Origin of the sequence: Sphingomonas sp. PSPC2-2, from assembly GCF_049897725.1 — a bacterium.
Classification (GTDB): Bacteria; Pseudomonadota; Alphaproteobacteria; order Sphingomonadales; family Sphingomonadaceae; genus Sphingomonas.
In genome coordinates this window covers 631,677-647,765 of the sequence record NZ_JAFCWU010000001.1, presented here as the reverse complement: position 1 = coordinate 647,765, position 16,089 = coordinate 631,677, and the positions used below count along the sequence as shown (strand labels likewise).

The following is a 16,089-nucleotide window of genomic DNA, read 5'->3' as shown; positions in this document are numbered from 1 at the left end:
GCGCTGCCGCGTGAAGATCGTTACCTACAATATCAATGGCATCAAGGCGCGCCTGCCGCGCCTGTTGGAATATCTTGCCGAACAGCAGCCAGACGTGGTGTGCCTGCAGGAGCTCAAGACCAGCGACGAGACCTTCCCCGAGGCCGACATTCGCGCCGCCGGATATGGCGCGGTGTGGCACGGGCAGAAGAGCTGGAACGGCGTGGCCGTGCTCGCCAAGGGGCAGGACCCGATCGAACGGCAGCGCGGGCTGGCGGGCGAGACCGAGGATGATCACAGTCGCTATCTCGAAACCGAGGTAAACGGGGTAACGATTGCGTCGCTGTATCTGCCCAACGGCAATCCGCAGCCAGGGCCCAAATTCGACTATAAACTGCGCTGGATCGATCGGCTGGCAGCGCGCGCGCGCGACTTGCTGGCGGAGGAAACCCCGGTCGTGCTGGCGGGCGACTACAACGTCATTCCCAATGATGACGACACCTATTCGGTGCGGGCAATGCAGGACGATGCGTTGATGCAGCCCGAGAGCCGGGCGGGCTTTCGGGCGTTGCTCGCGCAGGGCTGGACCGATGCATTGCGCACGCGGCATCCCGGTGGGGGCGTATGGACCTTCTGGGACTATCAGGCGGGCGCGTGGCAGCGCGACGCGGGTTTCCGCATCGATCACCTGCTGCTGAGCCCGGTTGCGGCCGACCGTCTGATCGATGCGAGCGTCGACAAGGCCTATCGCGGGCGTGAAAAAGCAAGCGACCATGCACCCACTTGGGTAGAACTGCGTTAGACCCGCAACGGCCCGCACGGAGGTCGTGCGGAGGATGCTGCATGACGCTACGCTACGGGGGATTGGCGGCCATCGCGATGCTGGTGCCGGGCGTGGCACATGCCGAGGACCGAAGCTATTGCCCGACCCGGCCAAGCCTCGGCACGACTGCGTGCACGATCGCGCCGAAGCACGTCTCGGTCGAAACCGCGATCACCGACTGGACGCTCGACAATCAGCCCGATCGGCGTACCGATACGGTGTTGCTGGGGGACACGTTCGTGCGCGTCGGAGTCACCGATACGATCGAGGCGCAATTCGGCTGGACGCCCTATGGCCATGTCCGCACCCGCGACAAGGCGACGCAGGCTGTCGAAAATGCCGGGCGGGTTGGCGATGCGACGCTGGGGTTCAAGGCGAATCTGCTGCATCCCGACGGCAATGGGGCGTCGATTGCGGTGCAGCCCTTCGTCAGCATGCCGGTTGGCCGCACGCCGGTGGGGGCGGGCGATTGGGGCGCGGGCGTCATCGTCCCCGCGACCTTGGATCTGAGCAAAACGGTGAACTTGGTCACCACCAGCGAGGTCGATGCCGCCGTCAATCTCAGCGGCCATGGTCGCCATATCGCCTATTCGGAAGTCGTCGGTGTCGGGGTGAAACTGCCGCATCACCTGACCTTCACGCTGGATAGTCAGGTGCTACGGGACGAGGATCCCGAGGAAAAGACCACACAAGTGCTCGGATCCGCTTCACTCGCGTGGAAGGCGAGGAAGGATCTGCAATTCGACGTGGGCGCGGTCGCTGGCCTCAATCGCGCGGCACCGGACATGGAACTTTATGTCGGGATTTCGCGGCGCTTCTGACCCGTGCCCATCCCATCAAATCGGACGAGTTCCCGAAAGTTGGCGGGCTTTGCTATTCATTTCCGGTTCAATAATATCGATAAGTCTCTGAAAATACGTCCTTTCAGTGTTTGGCATGAGTAATGCACTAACACGGTTGCGGGCCGACCACCGGAACCCGCCGATCTAGCGGAGGACCGACCATGACCACCCTTTTCCTGATTGCCTCGAGCGCCTTGCTGAGCGTCACCGCATCGCCCGTCGTTGCACGCGATGCCAAGCCCGTTGCTGCCGAAAGCCAGCCAGTGGGATCGACCCAGCGTGCGCCGAGCGAAAAGGCCGCGCAGAAATACTGCGTGGTGGATACCGTTACCGGCTCGCACCTGTCCCATAAAATTTGCAAGACGCGGCAGGACTGGATCAGCCAAGACGGTTTCGATCCGCTCGCCAAGCGGTGAGCGCAACGGGGTTTCGGTGCCGCGATCCTGCGCGGCACCGCACCCCGGCGGCAGGCACGGGCGCTACAGCGTCTTGCCGTAGATCCAGTAGCGTTTGTTGATCGTGCATTCGATCGCTTCGGCGATCGAGCGCATGCCTTGATTGTCTTCCAGGATCCAGCCGATCTCGCCGCGCGTGGCTCCATAATTGGCGACCGACGCCTGCTTGATATATTCGATCATCATGAAGGCGAGCTGGCTTGCCAGGCGCGAGGATTGCAGCTCTTTCAGCACCCCCATCAGCGGCACGCGCATCGTTTTTACGCGCGGCCGACGCAGCCACAGCAGCAGCTTTGCCCAGCCGAACGGCAGCAAATTGCCCCTGAGCGGCATGATCGCCTCGTTGAGATCGGGCAGCGTGATCATGAAGGCGACCGGCTTGCCGTCGACTTCCGCAATGCGGATCAAGTCGTTGAACACGATCGGCTTCAGCTTGACGCCGACATCCTTGATCTCGGGCGGCGTCAACGGCACGAAGCCCCAATTGTCCGACCAGGCATCGTTTAGGATCGTCAGGATGATGGCGGCTTCTTCGTCGAACTTGGTCTTGTCGACGTTGCGGATACGGATGCGCGGGTTTTTCTCGCCCGAGGCGATGATTCGCTGCAGCAGCGGCGAAAACGGCTTGGTGATATCAAGCTCGTAAGTCAGCAATTCCTTGACCTGGGTATAGCCTGCCGCCTCGATCCAGCCGCGATATTCGGGCTTGGCATGGCCCATCATGATCGTCGGCGGGTGATCGAACCCCTCGACCAGCAGGCCGGGCTCTTCCCAGATCGACATGCTGATCGGGCCCAGCACGCGCGTCATCCCCTGGTCGCGCAGCCATCCTTCGGCAGTGGCGATCAGCGCCTTTGCGATATCGCCATCCTCGGCGTCGAGCAGGCCGAACTGGCCGCAGCCGGGGCCGAAGCCCTTGCCCGGATCCATCTCCAGCGCCAGGGTGTCGATATGCGCGGAAATGCGACCGACCACCTTGCCGTCGCGCTCGGCCAGGAACAGTTGTGCCTTGGCATGGCTGAACCAGCCGTTCTTGGCGGGGGTGATCAGCCCGAGCGCTTCGCCTTTCAGGGGCGGCACCCAGTTGGGATCGTTGGCGTATAAGCGGAAGGGCAGGTCGACGAAGCGCTTGCGATCGGCTTTGCTGTCGATCGGGCGAATGGAAAGCGGAGCGTTGGCCACGGGCAGGTCACCTCAAGGAAAGCGAGCGAGCAGTCTCGCGTGCAGCGGCTGGTGTCAAGCGTGCCACTAACCCCCTGTTGCTGCCACCATCTAGCCACTATCTTCCTGCAATGGCGCACTCCATGAACACTTCGCTTTCCCTGCACCGCAGCGCTGGTGTGCCCGCTGGCATCGCGCCGCGCGTGCGATTGTCGACGATCGCCGATGACAAGGCGATGCTGCGTACCGCTGCGGAACTTACCCGAGATTTGAACGCGCCCAACCCGGCGATCTATTGGACCGATCTGCTGGTCTCGGCGGCGATCGGCTACGGTGCGCTGGCGATCGCGCTGAGCGTCGATGCGGCCGGATGGGTGATCGTGGCGGGCGTGGTCGCGGTGCTGGCGCTGTATCGCGCGGGCAGCTTCATCCACGAAGTGACGCACATCCGACACACCGCGCTGCCGGGCTTCCGCCTGGGCTGGAACATCATTGCCGGGGTTCCGTTGCTGGTGCCGTCCTTCATGTATGAAGGCGTCCACAATCTGCATCACGCACGCACGCGCTATGGCACGAGCGAGGACCCGGAATATCTCCCGCTGGCATCGATGAAGCCGTGGACGTTGCCGGTGTTCATCCTGACCTCGATGCTCGCGCCGGTCGCGTTGCTGGTGCGCTATGCCGTGCTGACGCCGCTGTCGCTGGTTATCCCCGGCATGCGCCGCATTCTGATCGAGCGCTATTCGTCGCTGTCGATCAACCCGTCCTTCCGGCGTCGCATGCCAGAGGGCGCGGCGGCCGCGCAGTGGCGCTGGCTGGAGGCCGCGTGCAGCGCCTGGGCGATCACCTTGGTTGTACTTGTCGCGACCGGGGTGTTTCCGCTCGGCAAGTTCGCGATTCTGCTGGCGATCACCTCGGGCGTCTATGTGCTCAACCAGGTGCGCACGCTGGTCGCGCATCTGTGGGACAATGACGGCGAGGTGATGACCGTCACCGCGCAATATCTCGATTCGGTCAATGTGCCGCCGCCCGCCACCTTGCCGCTGCTCTGGGCACCGGTCGGCTTGCGCTTTCACGCGCTGCACCATTTGCTGCCGGGCGTGCCCTATCATCACCTGCTTGAGGCGCATCGCCGCCTGAGCGCCGCTCTGGGTGTCGAATCGCCGTATCACAAAGCGAACTATGCTGGCTTGCCGGGCCTGGTTGCACGGCTGGTGCGCAGCACGATGGCGCGCCGGGCCTAGGCCCGGTGCCCTGATCCCTGCCACATGCGAAAACGGCTGCTGCAAGATCCCTTGCAGCAGCCGTTTTGCATTTCAGGCAACGTTTAAGCGAGGGTGCGCACCTTCGGCTCGCGGTCCCAATAGCGGCGTTTGGCGGCTTCGACGAAGCCGCCGAGATCGGTGATGCCTTCGTCCGCCTCGACCCCGGCCTTGTCGAGCAGCGGTTGTGCCGCAGCACTCGCGCCGATCGCCTTGAGATGGCCAAAGGCATCCATCACCCATTGCACCGCCGCCGCTTCCTTCAGCAGCATCGCGCAGCCCTCCTTGGATAGCACCACCGCGCAGGCGTCGACCGTCACCGAGGGCTGGCCGGCCAATTGCGCATCGGCCTTCACCGTGCTGCCGTCCGACAGTTTTACCGCGCCGACCTTGGGCGCGATGGTCAGCGGGTGACCGCCGGCGGCCTTTGCTGCCTTGGTCACTTGGTCGAGCTCGCCCGCATCGCTGCCATCGGCGAACAAAATGCCGACCGTCCGCCCTTCGAGCGTCGCTTTCTCAAGCGGCCCGCGAATGATGCGGAGGGCAGGCGAGGGCTCCATGTCGAGCACCGGTGCGGCAGTGGCGGAAGCCTTGGGCAGTTTCATCCCCAGACCGTCCGCGACTCGCTGCGCCAGATCCTCGTCGACGTTGCGCAGATTCGCCATCATCGCGATGCGGATATGCTCGATCGATACCTTCGACAGTTCGAACACGAAGGCCGAGGCGATATGCGCTTGCTCGGCCGGGTCCATCGACCGGAAGAACAGCCGCGCCTGGCTATAATGGTCGGCGAAACTTTCCGGACGGATACGCAGCTTCTGCCCTTCCTCGTCCGAGGCAAAGGTCTTGTAGCCATTTGCCGGGTCCTCGCGGGCACCACCGGGTTCGCCCGCCTGGGCCAAGCTGTTGGGCTCATAATTGGCGCGGCCCTTAGGCACCTGCATTTGCATATGGCCATCGCGCTGCTGGTTCAGGAACGGGCAACCCTCGCGCCCCTTGGCCGCATTGATCGGCAATTGGTGGAAATTGACCGAGCCGAGCCGCGACAATTGCGTGTCGGTATAGCTGAACAGGCGGCCCTGCAGCAGCGGGTCATTGGAGAAACCGATGCCGGGGACCACATGGCTCGGCACGAAGGCCGCTTGTTCGGTCTCGGCAAAGAAATTGTCGGGATATCGGTCTAGCACCATCTTGCCGACGATGCGCACCGGCAGCACTTCTTCGGGGATGATCTTGGTCGCGTCGAGCACGTCATACGGCTGGCTGTTGGCGAAATCCTCGTCGAACAATTGCACGCCCAATTCCCATTCGGGATAATCGCCCCGGCCGATCCGCTCGAACAGGTCCCGGCGGTGGAAATCGGGGTCGGCACCGGCGATCTTGACCGTCTCGTCCCAGATCGTCGAGGCGAGCCCGGCTTTGGGCTTCCAGTGGAATTTGACGAAGGTGCTCTTCCCCTCGGCCGAGATGAAGCGGAAGGTGTGCACGCCAAAGCCTTCCATATTGGCCAGCGTGCGCGGCAATGTCCGATCCGACATCGCCCATAGCGCCATGTGCGTCGCCTCGGGCATCAGCGAGATGAAATCCCAGAAGGTATCGTGCGCGGAGGCCGCCTGCGGGAAGCCGCGATCGGCCTCCATCTTCACCGAATGGACCAGGTCGGGAAATTTGATCGCATCCTGGATGAAGAAGACGGGGATGTTGTTGCCGACCAGATCCCAATTGCCCTCGCGGGTATAGAATTTGACCGCAAAGCCCCGAACGTCGCGCGGGGTGTCGACCGATCCCGCACCCCCGGCGACCGTGGAAAAGCGCGCGAACACTTCGGTGCGCTGGCCCTTCTTCTGGAACAGGTCGGCGCAGGTGATGTCGGCCAGGCTGTCGGTGCATTCGAAATAGCCGTGCGCTGCGCTGCCGCGCGCATGAACGATGCGTTCGGGGATGCGCTCATGGTCGAAATGGTTGATTTTCTCGCGGAAGATTTCGTCTTCCAACAGCACCGGGCCGCGTGCGCCCGCCTTTAACTGATTCTGATTGTCGCTGATCGGGATGCCGTGGTTGGTGGTCAGTACCGGATGCTCGTCATCCGCCACCTGATGTGTTTCGCCGCCATTGCTGGCGTTCAGGGCAGTGTCCTTGGTCATGATCATCCTCGCCTTGTGCGGGGATCTAACGGCCTGAAAGCACAACAGGTTTCGGCGTGCGTGAATTAAATGCCGCTGCGCTCGCCTTATCGTCCGTTAGGGGCTGTCTGGCGGATCGGTAGCGTGACCGATACGGGCTCAAGCGGGACGGAGAGGAGCACCGCCACGGACAAGATGCCGATCACGACCATCACCCACGCGCGATCACGGGCATCGCGAATAACTTGAACGACACAATAAGCAGCGACGGCAAGGAGCGCGATGCTCCACCCCAATGCCATCGCCGCTATTCCTCGGTGCGGATCAGCACCGCTTCGCCGATCATGAAGAACAGCAGGAACGGGGCCCAGGCCGCGAGAAAGGGGGGATAGGCACCGAGATTGCCCATCGCCAGCGCGAAATTGTCGGCGACGAAATAGAGAAAGCCGAGCATCATCCCGATCACTGCGCGAATGAACAGCTTGCCCGATCGCGCCAGACCGAACGCCGCGACCGCGCCCAGCAAGGGCATCAACACCGACGACAAGGGCCCCGCCAGTTTGTGCCACATGGCCCCCTCCAGCGCCTTGGTCGGGCGACCGCCCGCTTTCAGATCGGCAATCGCATCGCGCAGCGCGCCGAACGACAGTCCGTTCGCATCGATGCTCGACAGCGCGAACTGATCGGGCCGGACATCGCGGGCGATGATCACGGTTCCGACATTCGCCACCTTTCCGCTCGCAACGTCAAAACGTTTTGCGGGACCGACTTTCCAGCCGTCCGCGACCCGCACGCCTTCCTTGGCGGTGATGATGCCAACCATATTGCCACCGGTGCGATCAAACAGCGTGATACCCGACAGCCGGGTCGCATCGCCGCGTCCCCGGACCTGGTCGACTTGCAGCAGGTCGTCGCCATCGCGCACCCACACGTTGGTGCGGTCGCCCCGGTCTACCGGCACCGGGCCGTATTCGACCTTCTGCCATTGATCGAGCGTGGCGGTTGCGCGGCTGACGATACGGTCGTTGAAGGTGAAGGAGATGAAGGCAACGCCGAGGCTGGCGATCAACAGCGGTGCCAGAACCTGATGCGCCGACATGCCCGATGCTTTCAGCGCGATCACTTCGCTATTCTGGTTGAGCGTGGACAGCGTGATGATCGTGCCCAGCAACACCGAGAAGGGCAGGAATTGCGCGATGATCTCAGGGATCCGCAGCGATAGATAGCGCAGGATCTCCGGCTGGCCATTGCCGGCATGGGCCAGAATGTGGCCCGATTCGGTCAGCAGGTCGAGCGCCTGCAGCACCAGCACCAGCATCATCAGCACAGCGAACGTGCGCGTGAGGAACATCTTGCCCATATAGAGCGCAACGGTGCGCGAGGGGAAAAGGTCGAGTGCGGTCATGCCGCCGCTTCCTTCGATCGGTTTGCGTCGCGCCTGCCGGGCATCAATCTGCCAATCGCCTTGCCAAGCTTGGAGAAGACCCGTTCGAGCGCGCCGATCGGCTGCCCGCCGGGTACGAAGGCGATGGTATAGAACATCCAGAGCGTCAGCCCGGTAAACACCGTGAACGGGATCCAGATCGCCAGCACCGGATCGATCTTGCCCAGGCCCCCCACTGCCTGCGCATATTCGTTCACCTTGTGATAGGCGACGATCATGATAATCGCGAGGAACACGCCGAGCGCCGAAGTCGAGCGTTTGGGTGGGATGCCGAGCGCAAGGGCAAGCAGCGGCAGCACCAGGATCGAGAGCACTTCGGCAGTGCGGAAATTGAACGCCGCACGGCTGGTGTCGCGTTCCTCCTTGGTGGAATCGTGGTCGGTGCCGACCTTGACCAGTTCCGGCAGGGTCCGCTCGAGATTTTCGCCGCCGCGAATCCGGAAACTCTCGGTTTTGGGCAAGGAAATCGGCAAGCTGAACGCCGTGAACCGCAGGACCCGTGGCGACGCGACGCGCGCCTCGGTTCGGATCAGCGTGCCATCCGTGAGGCGGAAGATGATCTCGTCGGGATTGTCGATCGCAAAGAACTGCCCGCTGGCGGCGGTGACGGCGATCGAGCCACCCTTGCCGTCATCGCGGCGCAGGAAGATGCCCGAGAGCTTGCGCCCATTGTCATGGCTCTGCTCGATCCTGAGCGTCATGTTGTTGCCGAAATGGGTGAATTCGCCAACCTTGATCGACGCGCCCAGCGCGCCGGTGCGCAATTCGAAGCGCAACTTCTCGTAATTGTAACGAGCATCGGGCTGAACAAAGCCGACGATGGCGAAATTGAGCAGGCCGAGCGTAATCGCGTACATATAGGGGACGCGCAGCATCCGCGGATAGCTCATGCCGACCGCGCGCATCACGTCGAGTTCGGATGAGGTCGCCAGCTTGCGGAAAGCGAGCAGCGTGCCGAGCAACAGCCCGACCGGAATACCCAGCCCGACATATTCCGGCAGCAAATTGGCGAGCATCCGCCACACCACGCTGACCGGCCCGCCCTCGGTCGCCACGAAATCGAACAGGCGCAACATGCGGTCGAGCACCAGCAACATCGCAAAGATGACCAGTGTGGAGAACAGCGGCACCGCGATCAGTCGGGCCATGTAGCGGTCGATGGACTTCATGATGGGAGGAAGCTGGCCTCTGGCCGGAGGGGAGGGGGAACCCGCATTATGCGGCTATATCGGTGCGCGCGCCGTCCGTCAGCTACGAAATCATTCGGCGGCGACGGCGGTGGGCGCGGCGCGTGCCGATCGCGCGTCCAGCGCTGCGGCAATCGCCCGTTCGAGCCCGGCCAGGGTAAAGGGCTTGCGCAGCACGTGATGGCCGCCAAATTCGACCTCACCACCGGCTTCGCCCGCATAACCGGTGACAAACAGCACCGCCATATCGGTGTGGCGATGCTGGAGCGCCGCGACCATTTCGGGGCCGGTCTGCCCCGGCATCAGAACGTCGGACATCAGCAAGTCGACGTGCGCGAGCTGATCGAGCGCCGCCGGTGCCGCGAGCGGGTCGCTGCAGGCAACGGGGCGATGGCCGAGTTCGCGCAGGGCACCGATCGTCGCGGTCAGAACGCGCGGATCATCCTCCACGACAAGGATGTCCAGCGTCGGGGTATTGGGCAAATCGATCGCCGCGTTTTCGGAATGCGGCTCAGCGACGGTGCCGTCCGCATAGCGCGGGAGATAGATCGTAACCGTGGTGCCCCGTCCGACTTCGGAGCGAAGTCCAACCTCGCCCTCGGCCTGCCGCACGAAGGCGAAGACCTGGCTGAGGCCAAGGCCCGTGCCTTTGCCCGCAGGCTTGGTCGTGAAGAAGGGTTCGAACACACGTTCGAGCAGCTCCGGCGTCATCCCGCAGCCGGTGTCGGTAACACTCAGCGCGACATATTCCCCCGCGCGGCAAGTGCCGACCGCGCCCTCGGCAAGCGTCTCGGCGGCAGCGGTAATGGTCAACTGGCCACGCCCGTTCATCGCGTCGCGGGCATTAACGGCAAGGTTGAGGACGGCGTTTTCAAGCTGGTGCCGATCCGACCGCACCAGCCATGCCGCGTCATTGGCGGCGTTGACCGTAACCTTGATGCCGTCGCCCAGCGTGCGGTCGAGCAAGTCGGACATGCCCTTGACCAGCGCCACCGGTTCGATCGGCTCCGATCGCAACGCCTCTTCGCGCGAGAAAGCGAGCAACTGCCGGGTCAGTGCGGCGGCGCGATTGGCACCGTCGGCGGCATTGTCGATATGGCGGCGCGCGGCGGCGGGATCGCTATCGATCTGCCGCTTGGCGAGTTCGAGACCGCCCAGAACGACCGCCAGCATATTGTTGAAGTCGTGCGCGATGCCGCCGGTCAATTGACCCACAGCTTCCATTTTCTGGACCTGGCGCAACTTGCTTTCCTGCGCCAGCAGCACGGCGGAGGCGCGGGCGACCGCCGCTTCCAACTCGACGGCGCGGTCACGCTCGGCCTCGGCCTCGGCGCGGGCGGTTGCGCGTTGACCAAGCGCGGTCACCGTCAGCCAGCCGAGCGCAATCGCCCCCAGCACGAGCAGCACGCCGAACACCGACAAGGCGCTGGCAATGCCGCTCGATCGCGCGACCGAACTCATCGCGTCACCGGTGCGACGGGAGAGCAGCGTGCGTTCCTGTGTCCCGATCCGGTCGAGCAACGTGTCGATCCTGGTCAGCGACGGCGATTCGCGGGTCTTGTAGAACAGGGCGAGCGCCTGGGCGTTCTTGCCATACAGGGTGCTGCGCGCGGTCAGCGACAATTCCTCGCGGCGCGCTTCGAAGGCTTGGCGCAATTGCTTGAGCAGCACTTGCTGTTCGCGATTGTCGTGCGTGATCTGGTCGAGGCGCGCCAATTGTTGCCCGGCCAATTGCCAGTCGGCCGAATAGGCCTGGCCAAGCGTGGTATCGGCGCTGATGACATAGCGGCCGAGTGCCGCCTCGGCATGGGCCATCGTCCCGGCCAGATTGGCCGAGAGGATCATCACCTCGTAACTGTGCGTCTGCAATTTCAGCGCGCGGTCGCGCTGACGGTTCGCCTCGGCAAGCGTCAGGTTGAGCGCGACCAGCACCAGCGCACCCAGCACCGCCACCACGACCAACGTGACGGTGCGCCAAGCCGCGCCAGGCGGGTCCGCTTCTGTTGCCTCGGCCACTGTCCCGCTCATGTCAGCTTTTTAGCCCAAGCGAGCATTTTTGAACAGGCGGCGGACAGGCGGTCAGCCGATTGCACCGGTGGCGCGCCCTGCAGCGGCGAACATCGTCAGCACCGTGGCGATTTGCTCGGGCGTATGCTCCGCGCAGAGCGAGCAGCGCAGCAGATAAGTGCCAGCCGGGGTCGCCGGGGGGCGCGCCATGTTGACGTAAAGCCCGCCTTCGAGCAGCGCCTGCCACATTGCCACGGCCTGTTCCTGGTCGTTCAGGATGATCGCGATGATCGCGCTGTCGGGGTTTTCCGTGCCGAGCTTGAAGCCAAGCGCCTTCAGGCCGCCATGCAGCGACCGGGCATTCTCCCACAATTGCTGCCGTTTCTTGTGCGCATGCTTGAGCTTGCGGATCGAGGCGGCAGCGGTGGCGACGACCGACGGCGGCAGCGAGGCGGTGAAGATATAGGGACGGCAGGCGAGGCGAATCGCCTCGAACTTCGGATGGTTGGAAATGCAGAAACCACCGACGGTGCCGACCGATTTGGAGAAGGTGCCGACGACGAAATCGACATCGGCTTCGCAGCCTTGTTCCTCATACACGCCGCGGCCATTGGGGCCGTAAAAGCCCATCGAATGCGCTTCGTCGCTGAGCACCATCGCACCATGCTTCTTGGCGACGGCGACCATTTCCTTCAGCGGCGCAATGTCGCCGAGCATCGAATAGACGCCCTCCAGCACGACCAACTTGCCCGGCTCCTTGGGCAGGCGACCGAGCCGCTTGTCGAGATCCTCGACGCTGTTGTGGCGGAAGCGGACGATCTCGGCATTGCCCTGCTGGCAGCCGTCATAGATCGAGGCATGGCTGTCGGCATCGAGGATGACATATTCGCCCTTGCCCGCGAGCGTCGAGATCATGCCGAGATTGGCCATGTATCCGGTCGAAAAGACGATCGCGCCCGACACGCCGTAGAAATCGCGCAGCGCATCCTCGACCTCGATATGGTCGCGGAAGGTGCCGTTGAGCATACGGCTGCCATTGGTGCCCGACCCGAACTGGTCGAGCGCGGCGTGGCCAGCGGCGATCACGTCGGGGTCGAAGGTCATCCCCATATAATTATAGGTGCCGAGCAGGATGGTGTCGCGCCCTGCGATGACGGCCTCGGTCGGGGATTTCACCTGCTCCATCACGATCGCGAACGGATCGGTCACACCGGTGTCGATCAGCGCCTGGCGTTCGGCGATCAACGCGTCGAACTTCGACATCAGGTCGCGCTCGGGCGCGATCGTCGCGGGATCGGCGGGGAGGTTTTCGGTCACAAGGCCGGCATCGCTCATCGGATCAGCCCTTCAGCTTCGCGACGGCATCGACCAATTGGCCGACGGTTTCGATTTCCGCCTGCATGTTCATGGTGATGATGATGTCGAATTCATCCTCGATCGCCGCGACGAAATCCATCACGGTCAGGCTGTCCCATTCGAGGTCGCCCTGAAAGGTCGTCGCGTCGCTCAGCGTTACGCCCTTTTTGTTGAAGGGTTCGATCTGCGCGGTGACGGTATCGTAAATGGCCTGGCGGTCGCTCATGGTCAGTCCTTGAAGTGTTGTATCGCTGTGCCGCCAAAATGCGGCGGCTTTATAGCACGCCTATAACAAGCCGTTCGCGCGATACCATGCCGCCGTTGCGGCAAGCCCTTGTGGCGTCGGCACCTGCGGCACCCAAAGCGCCGGGTCGGGGCGCTTGGAGGGGGAGGCAGTCCAGTCCGGATGGCAGAGATAGCCGACGCGGTCGGCGGTCAGCTTTGCGGCCTTGCCGCGGAATATCTGGTCGACATGGGCGGCAAGCGACAGGATCGCCTTGGGCAGCGCCACCGGCAGCACCTTGTGGCCGACCGCGACACCAACCGCGCGGGCCAATTCGGCGTAACTCCAGCCGCCCGGTTGGCCATCGTCGGGTTCGTAGATTTCGTGGGAGGGGCCTGCCTCGGCAAGCGCGAGCAGCAAGGCAGCGACATCGCCGACCTCGATCACCGATACGCGGCCCGCCGGAGGAAGCAGCGCGATCCCCATCCTGGCCATGCGGAACAGGTCGCGCATTTCCATGTCGCCGGGGCCATAAATGGCGGGCGGCCGCACCATCGCCCAATCGAGGCTGGACTTGGCGACGACGCGCTCGGCTTCATCTTTGGACCAGCCATAGATGGACAGGCCCGGTTCGCGCGCCGCCAGTGAGGAGACGTGGACGAAGCGGCGGGCATCGGCGCGCTCGGCGGCATCGACGACCGCTTGCGTTCCCGCGATATTTCCTGCGGCAAATCCGGCTCGATCGGGTGCGTTGACGACACCGGCGACGTGAATCACCGTGTCTGCCTCGGTTACCAGCCGATCAAGCGCTGCGGGCGTGTCGAGTGCGCCCTCGATCCACATCACGCCAGCCCGTGCGGGTTGCGGGCGACGGGTGAGCGCCCGCACCTCATGCCCGGCGGCGAGCGCGAGATCGATCAGCCGCGATCCGACAAAGCCGGTGCCGCCGGTGATGGCGAGGATGGTCACAGCTTTTGTCCCCCAGGTCCTTCCCCGGCCTCCGCCAAGGAAGGGGTTACGGCCAGGCTCACTTTCACACCAGCGCCATATGGTTGCGGTGGATGAGTGCCGCGCGCGGGGCATAGCCGAGGATCGCGGCATGTTCGTCGCTACGCTTGCCGGTGATCGCGGCGGCGTCGGCGGCATCATATTCGCTGAGGCCGCGGGCCAGCGTCCGCCCGTCCGGCCCGACGACCGACAGCAAGTCCCCGCGCGCAAAGCTGCCCGAAACCTGCGTTGCCCCGGCGGCGAGCAAGCTCTTGCCGTCGGCCAGCGCGCGCGCCGCGCCTGCGTCGATCATGATCTCGCCTTTGGCAGTGAGTCCGCCCGCCAGCCAGGCCTTGCGTGCGGGTGCGGCACGTTCGGCGGCGAACACCGTACCACGCGCGGTTGCGTCGAACGTGGCGAGCGGATGCTCGGCATGGCCGGAAACGATCGCGAGCTGTGCGCCGGCAGCGGTGGCAATGCGCGCGGCGGCGATCTTTGAGACCATCCCGCCAGACCCCATGCCCGATCCCGATCCGCCATCGGCCATCGCCTCGATCCGCGCATCGATTCGCTCGACGCGCGGGATCAGCGTGGCGTCGGGGTTGGTGTTGGGGTTGGCGTCGTACAGTCCGGCGACGTCGGACAACAGGATCACGCCCTGCGCGCCCGCCGCCTGCGCCACCCGCGCGGCGAGCCGGTCATTGTCGCCGAAGCGGATTTCCTCGGTGGCGACGCTGTCATTTTCGTTGATCACCGGCACCACACCCAGCGACAGCAGTCGCCCGAGCGTGGCGGCAGCGTTGAGATAGCGACGGCGGTCCTCAAGGTCATCGAGCGTCACCAGCATCTGCGCTGCGGTCAGCCCCTCTGCTGCTAGCAATTCGGCCCAGACGCCCGACAGTGCGATCTGCCCGGTAGCAGCGGCGGCTTGTGCATCTTCCAGGCTGGCGCGGCCGCCCTTGGGCAGCTTCAACCGCCGCGCCCCCAGCGCAATCGCGCCCGACGACACCACCGCAATTTCCTGGCCCAGGCGAGCGCGTGCGGCGATGTCGGCCACCAGGCTCGCCAGCCATGCCCGCCGCACCGTCCCATCGGGCGCGACGAGCAGCGACGAACCGACCTTGACGATCAGGCGTGGCGCGGAGGCGGGGGAGAACATGCCGCTATCTCAAACAGGCGACCATTCGCCAGGTGGCGTGTCGTCGTCGCGCGCGGGGGCACCTTCGGCCGGGCCGATCACCTCAATCAGCCGGTCGACAACTGCCTCAATGCCAGCGCCGCCCGCGCCCGACATCGGCAGCACGTCGGCCTTGCTCGCGCGCTTCAGCTTGGTGACGAGCTTCTTCACGTCGGCGGGATCGAGCGCGTCGATCTTGTTGAGGCCGATCACTTGCGGCTTGTCCACAAGCCCCGCGCCGTACGCGTCGAGTTCTGCACGGACGATCCGGTAGTTTTCCACAGGGTTATCCTCGGTCGCATCGACCAAATGGAGCAACACCTTGCAGCGTTCGATGTGCCCCAGGAAGCGGTCGCCGATCCCGGCCCCGTCCGCTGCGCCCTCGATCAAACCGGGAATATCGGCGACGACGAATTCGCGATTGTGGCGGCTGACCACGCCCAATTGCGGGCGCACCGTGGTGAAGGGGTAGGCACCGACCTTGGCCTGCGCATTGGTCACGGCGTTGATGAAGGTCGATTTGCCGGCATTGGGCAACCCCACCAGCCCCGCATCGGCGAGCAGCTTCAGCCGCAGCCACACCCACATTTCCTGATAGGGCCAGCCCGTGCCGTGCTGGCGCGGCGCGCGGTTGGTCGAGGTCTTGTAGGTGGCATTGCCGCGGCCGCCATCGCCACCGCGCAGGAACACGACGCGCTCGCCGGGAACGGTGAAATCCGCCAGCACCTCTTCCTTGTCCTCGCTCAGCACCTGCGTGCCGACCGGGACACGGATGATGAGGTCGTCGCCACCGGCACCGGTGCGGTTCGAGCCCGATCCGCCATGCCCGCGCGGCGCGCGGAAATGCTGCGTGTAGCGGAAGTCGATCAGCGTGTTGAGACCGGCGACGGCCTCGAACACGATGTCGCCGCCCTTGCCGCCATTGCCGCCGTCGGGGCCGCCATATTCGATGTACTTCTCCCGCCGGAAGCTGACGGCACCGGGGCCGCCCGCGCCCGACCGGACGAAGATCTTTGCTTGGTCAAGAAAATGCATGACCGCTCTTTAGCGGAAATTGCGATTT

14 protein-coding genes are annotated in these 16,089 nt (G+C 64.2%); 4 read left to right on the top strand and 10 right to left on the bottom strand.

Annotation, left to right across the window (positions count from 1 at the left end; translation table 11 throughout):
• Nucleotides 1-10 precede the first annotated feature (10 nt).
• The 3 genes from xth to ACP7BY_RS03185 all read left to right on the top strand — a co-directional run bounded on the left by xth (nt 11) and on the right by ACP7BY_RS03185 (nt 2,060).
• Nucleotides 11-781 carry an exodeoxyribonuclease III gene (gene xth / locus ACP7BY_RS03195; RefSeq protein ID WP_010403940.1) on the top strand — a complete coding sequence of 257 codons (771 nt, stop codon included), beginning with the start codon at nt 11-13 and terminating at the stop codon, nt 779-781.
• A 41-nt stretch (nt 782-822) separates the two neighbouring features.
• Nucleotides 823-1,623: a transporter gene (locus ACP7BY_RS03190; protein WP_033965044.1), complete on the top strand. Its 801-nt coding sequence runs from the start codon at nt 823-825 to the stop codon at nt 1,621-1,623.
• Between the two features lie 182 nt (nt 1,624-1,805).
• Entirely contained in the window at nt 1,806-2,060 is a 255-nt protein-coding gene (locus tag ACP7BY_RS03185; RefSeq protein ID WP_033965045.1) for a hypothetical protein, read from the top strand.
• A 63-nt stretch (nt 2,061-2,123) separates the two neighbouring features.
• Here ACP7BY_RS03185 and ACP7BY_RS03180 read toward each other — a convergent pair whose 3' ends face one another.
• On the bottom strand, nt 2,124-3,281 hold the full coding sequence (locus ACP7BY_RS03180; RefSeq protein ID WP_033965047.1) for a GNAT family N-acetyltransferase: 1,158 nt from the start codon (nt 3,279-3,281) through the stop codon (nt 2,124-2,126).
• 122 nt (nt 3,282-3,403) lie between these two features.
• Here ACP7BY_RS03180 and ACP7BY_RS03175 point away from each other — a divergent pair, with 122 nt between their 5' ends.
• Nucleotides 3,404-4,504, top strand: coding sequence for a fatty acid desaturase family protein (locus ACP7BY_RS03175; RefSeq protein ID WP_033965048.1), 1,101 nt, complete (start codon nt 3,404-3,406; stop codon nt 4,502-4,504).
• Nucleotides 4,505-4,587: 83 nt separating this feature from the next.
• On the opposite strand, the gene ACP7BY_RS03170 is transcribed toward ACP7BY_RS03175, so the two are convergent.
• The 9 genes from ACP7BY_RS03170 to obgE all read right to left on the bottom strand — a co-directional run bounded on the left by ACP7BY_RS03170 (nt 4,588) and on the right by obgE (nt 16,061).
• The gene (locus ACP7BY_RS03170) at nt 4,588-6,672 is read right to left on the bottom strand and encodes a catalase (protein ID WP_171010577.1); all 2,085 of its coding nucleotides are present in this window, start codon (nt 6,670-6,672) and stop codon (nt 4,588-4,590) included.
• Nucleotides 6,673-6,952: 280 nt separating this feature from the next.
• On the bottom strand, nt 6,953-8,050 hold the full coding sequence (lptG, locus tag ACP7BY_RS03165; RefSeq protein ID WP_137903103.1) for an LPS export ABC transporter permease LptG: 1,098 nt from the start codon (nt 8,048-8,050) through the stop codon (nt 6,953-6,955).
• On the bottom strand, nt 8,047-9,258 hold the full coding sequence (gene lptF, locus ACP7BY_RS03160) for an LPS export ABC transporter permease LptF (protein WP_171010578.1): 1,212 nt from the start codon (nt 9,256-9,258) through the stop codon (nt 8,047-8,049). The genes lptG and lptF overlap by 4 nt, the downstream gene beginning before the upstream one ends.
• A 90-nt stretch (nt 9,259-9,348) precedes the next feature.
• The gene (locus ACP7BY_RS03155; RefSeq protein ID WP_033965050.1) at nt 9,349-11,304 is read right to left on the bottom strand and encodes an ATP-binding protein; all 1,956 of its coding nucleotides are present in this window, start codon (nt 11,302-11,304) and stop codon (nt 9,349-9,351) included.
• A 51-nt stretch (nt 11,305-11,355) separates the two neighbouring features.
• Nucleotides 11,356-12,618 (bottom strand): serine palmitoyltransferase, encoded by a 1,263-nt coding sequence (spt, locus tag ACP7BY_RS03150; RefSeq protein WP_137903104.1) that lies wholly within the window; start codon nt 12,616-12,618, stop codon nt 11,356-11,358.
• Between the two features lie 4 nt (nt 12,619-12,622).
• Nucleotides 12,623-12,865: an acyl carrier protein gene (locus ACP7BY_RS03145; RefSeq protein ID WP_010185174.1), complete on the bottom strand. Its 243-nt coding sequence runs from the start codon at nt 12,863-12,865 to the stop codon at nt 12,623-12,625.
• Between the two features lie 60 nt (nt 12,866-12,925).
• On the bottom strand, nt 12,926-13,831 hold the full coding sequence (locus tag ACP7BY_RS03140; protein WP_137903105.1) for an NAD(P)H-binding protein: 906 nt from the start codon (nt 13,829-13,831) through the stop codon (nt 12,926-12,928).
• 64 nt (nt 13,832-13,895) lie between these two features.
• The gene (gene proB / locus ACP7BY_RS03135; RefSeq protein WP_033965051.1) at nt 13,896-15,008 is read right to left on the bottom strand and encodes a glutamate 5-kinase; all 1,113 of its coding nucleotides are present in this window, start codon (nt 15,006-15,008) and stop codon (nt 13,896-13,898) included.
• Nucleotides 15,009-15,017: 9 nt separating this feature from the next.
• Nucleotides 15,018-16,061, bottom strand: coding sequence for a GTPase ObgE (gene obgE, locus ACP7BY_RS03130; protein ID WP_126846969.1), 1,044 nt, complete (start codon nt 16,059-16,061; stop codon nt 15,018-15,020).
• Between the last annotated feature and the right edge of the window lie 28 nt (nt 16,062-16,089).

Excerpts from the sequence above, each read along its gene's own strand:
- ACP7BY_RS03190 (WP_033965044.1), top strand. The coding sequence starts at position 823 with ATGACGCTACGCTACGGGGGATTGGCGGCCATCGCGATGCTGGTGCCG.
- ACP7BY_RS03185 (WP_033965045.1), top strand. The coding sequence starts at position 1,806 with ATGACCACCCTTTTCCTGATTGCCTCGAGCGCCTTGCTGAGCGTCACC.
- ACP7BY_RS03175 (WP_033965048.1), top strand. The coding sequence starts at position 3,404 with ATGAACACTTCGCTTTCCCTGCACCGCAGCGCTGGTGTGCCCGCTGGC.
- ACP7BY_RS03170 (WP_171010577.1), bottom strand. The coding sequence starts at position 6,672 with ATGATCATGACCAAGGACACTGCCCTGAACGCCAGCAATGGCGGCGAA.
- lptG (WP_137903103.1), bottom strand. The coding sequence starts at position 8,050 with ATGACCGCACTCGACCTTTTCCCCTCGCGCACCGTTGCGCTCTATATG.
- lptF (WP_171010578.1), bottom strand. The coding sequence starts at position 9,258 with ATGAAGTCCATCGACCGCTACATGGCCCGACTGATCGCGGTGCCGCTG.
- ACP7BY_RS03155 (WP_033965050.1), bottom strand. The coding sequence starts at position 11,304 with ATGAGCGGGACAGTGGCCGAGGCAACAGAAGCGGACCCGCCTGGCGCG.
- spt (WP_137903104.1), bottom strand. The coding sequence starts at position 12,618 with ATGAGCGATGCCGGCCTTGTGACCGAAAACCTCCCCGCCGATCCCGCG.
- ACP7BY_RS03145 (WP_010185174.1), bottom strand. The coding sequence starts at position 12,865 with ATGAGCGACCGCCAGGCCATTTACGATACCGTCACCGCGCAGATCGAA.
- proB (WP_033965051.1), bottom strand. The coding sequence starts at position 15,008 with ATGTTCTCCCCCGCCTCCGCGCCACGCCTGATCGTCAAGGTCGGTTCG.
- obgE (WP_126846969.1), bottom strand. The coding sequence starts at position 16,061 with ATGCATTTTCTTGACCAAGCAAAGATCTTCGTCCGGTCGGGCGCGGGC.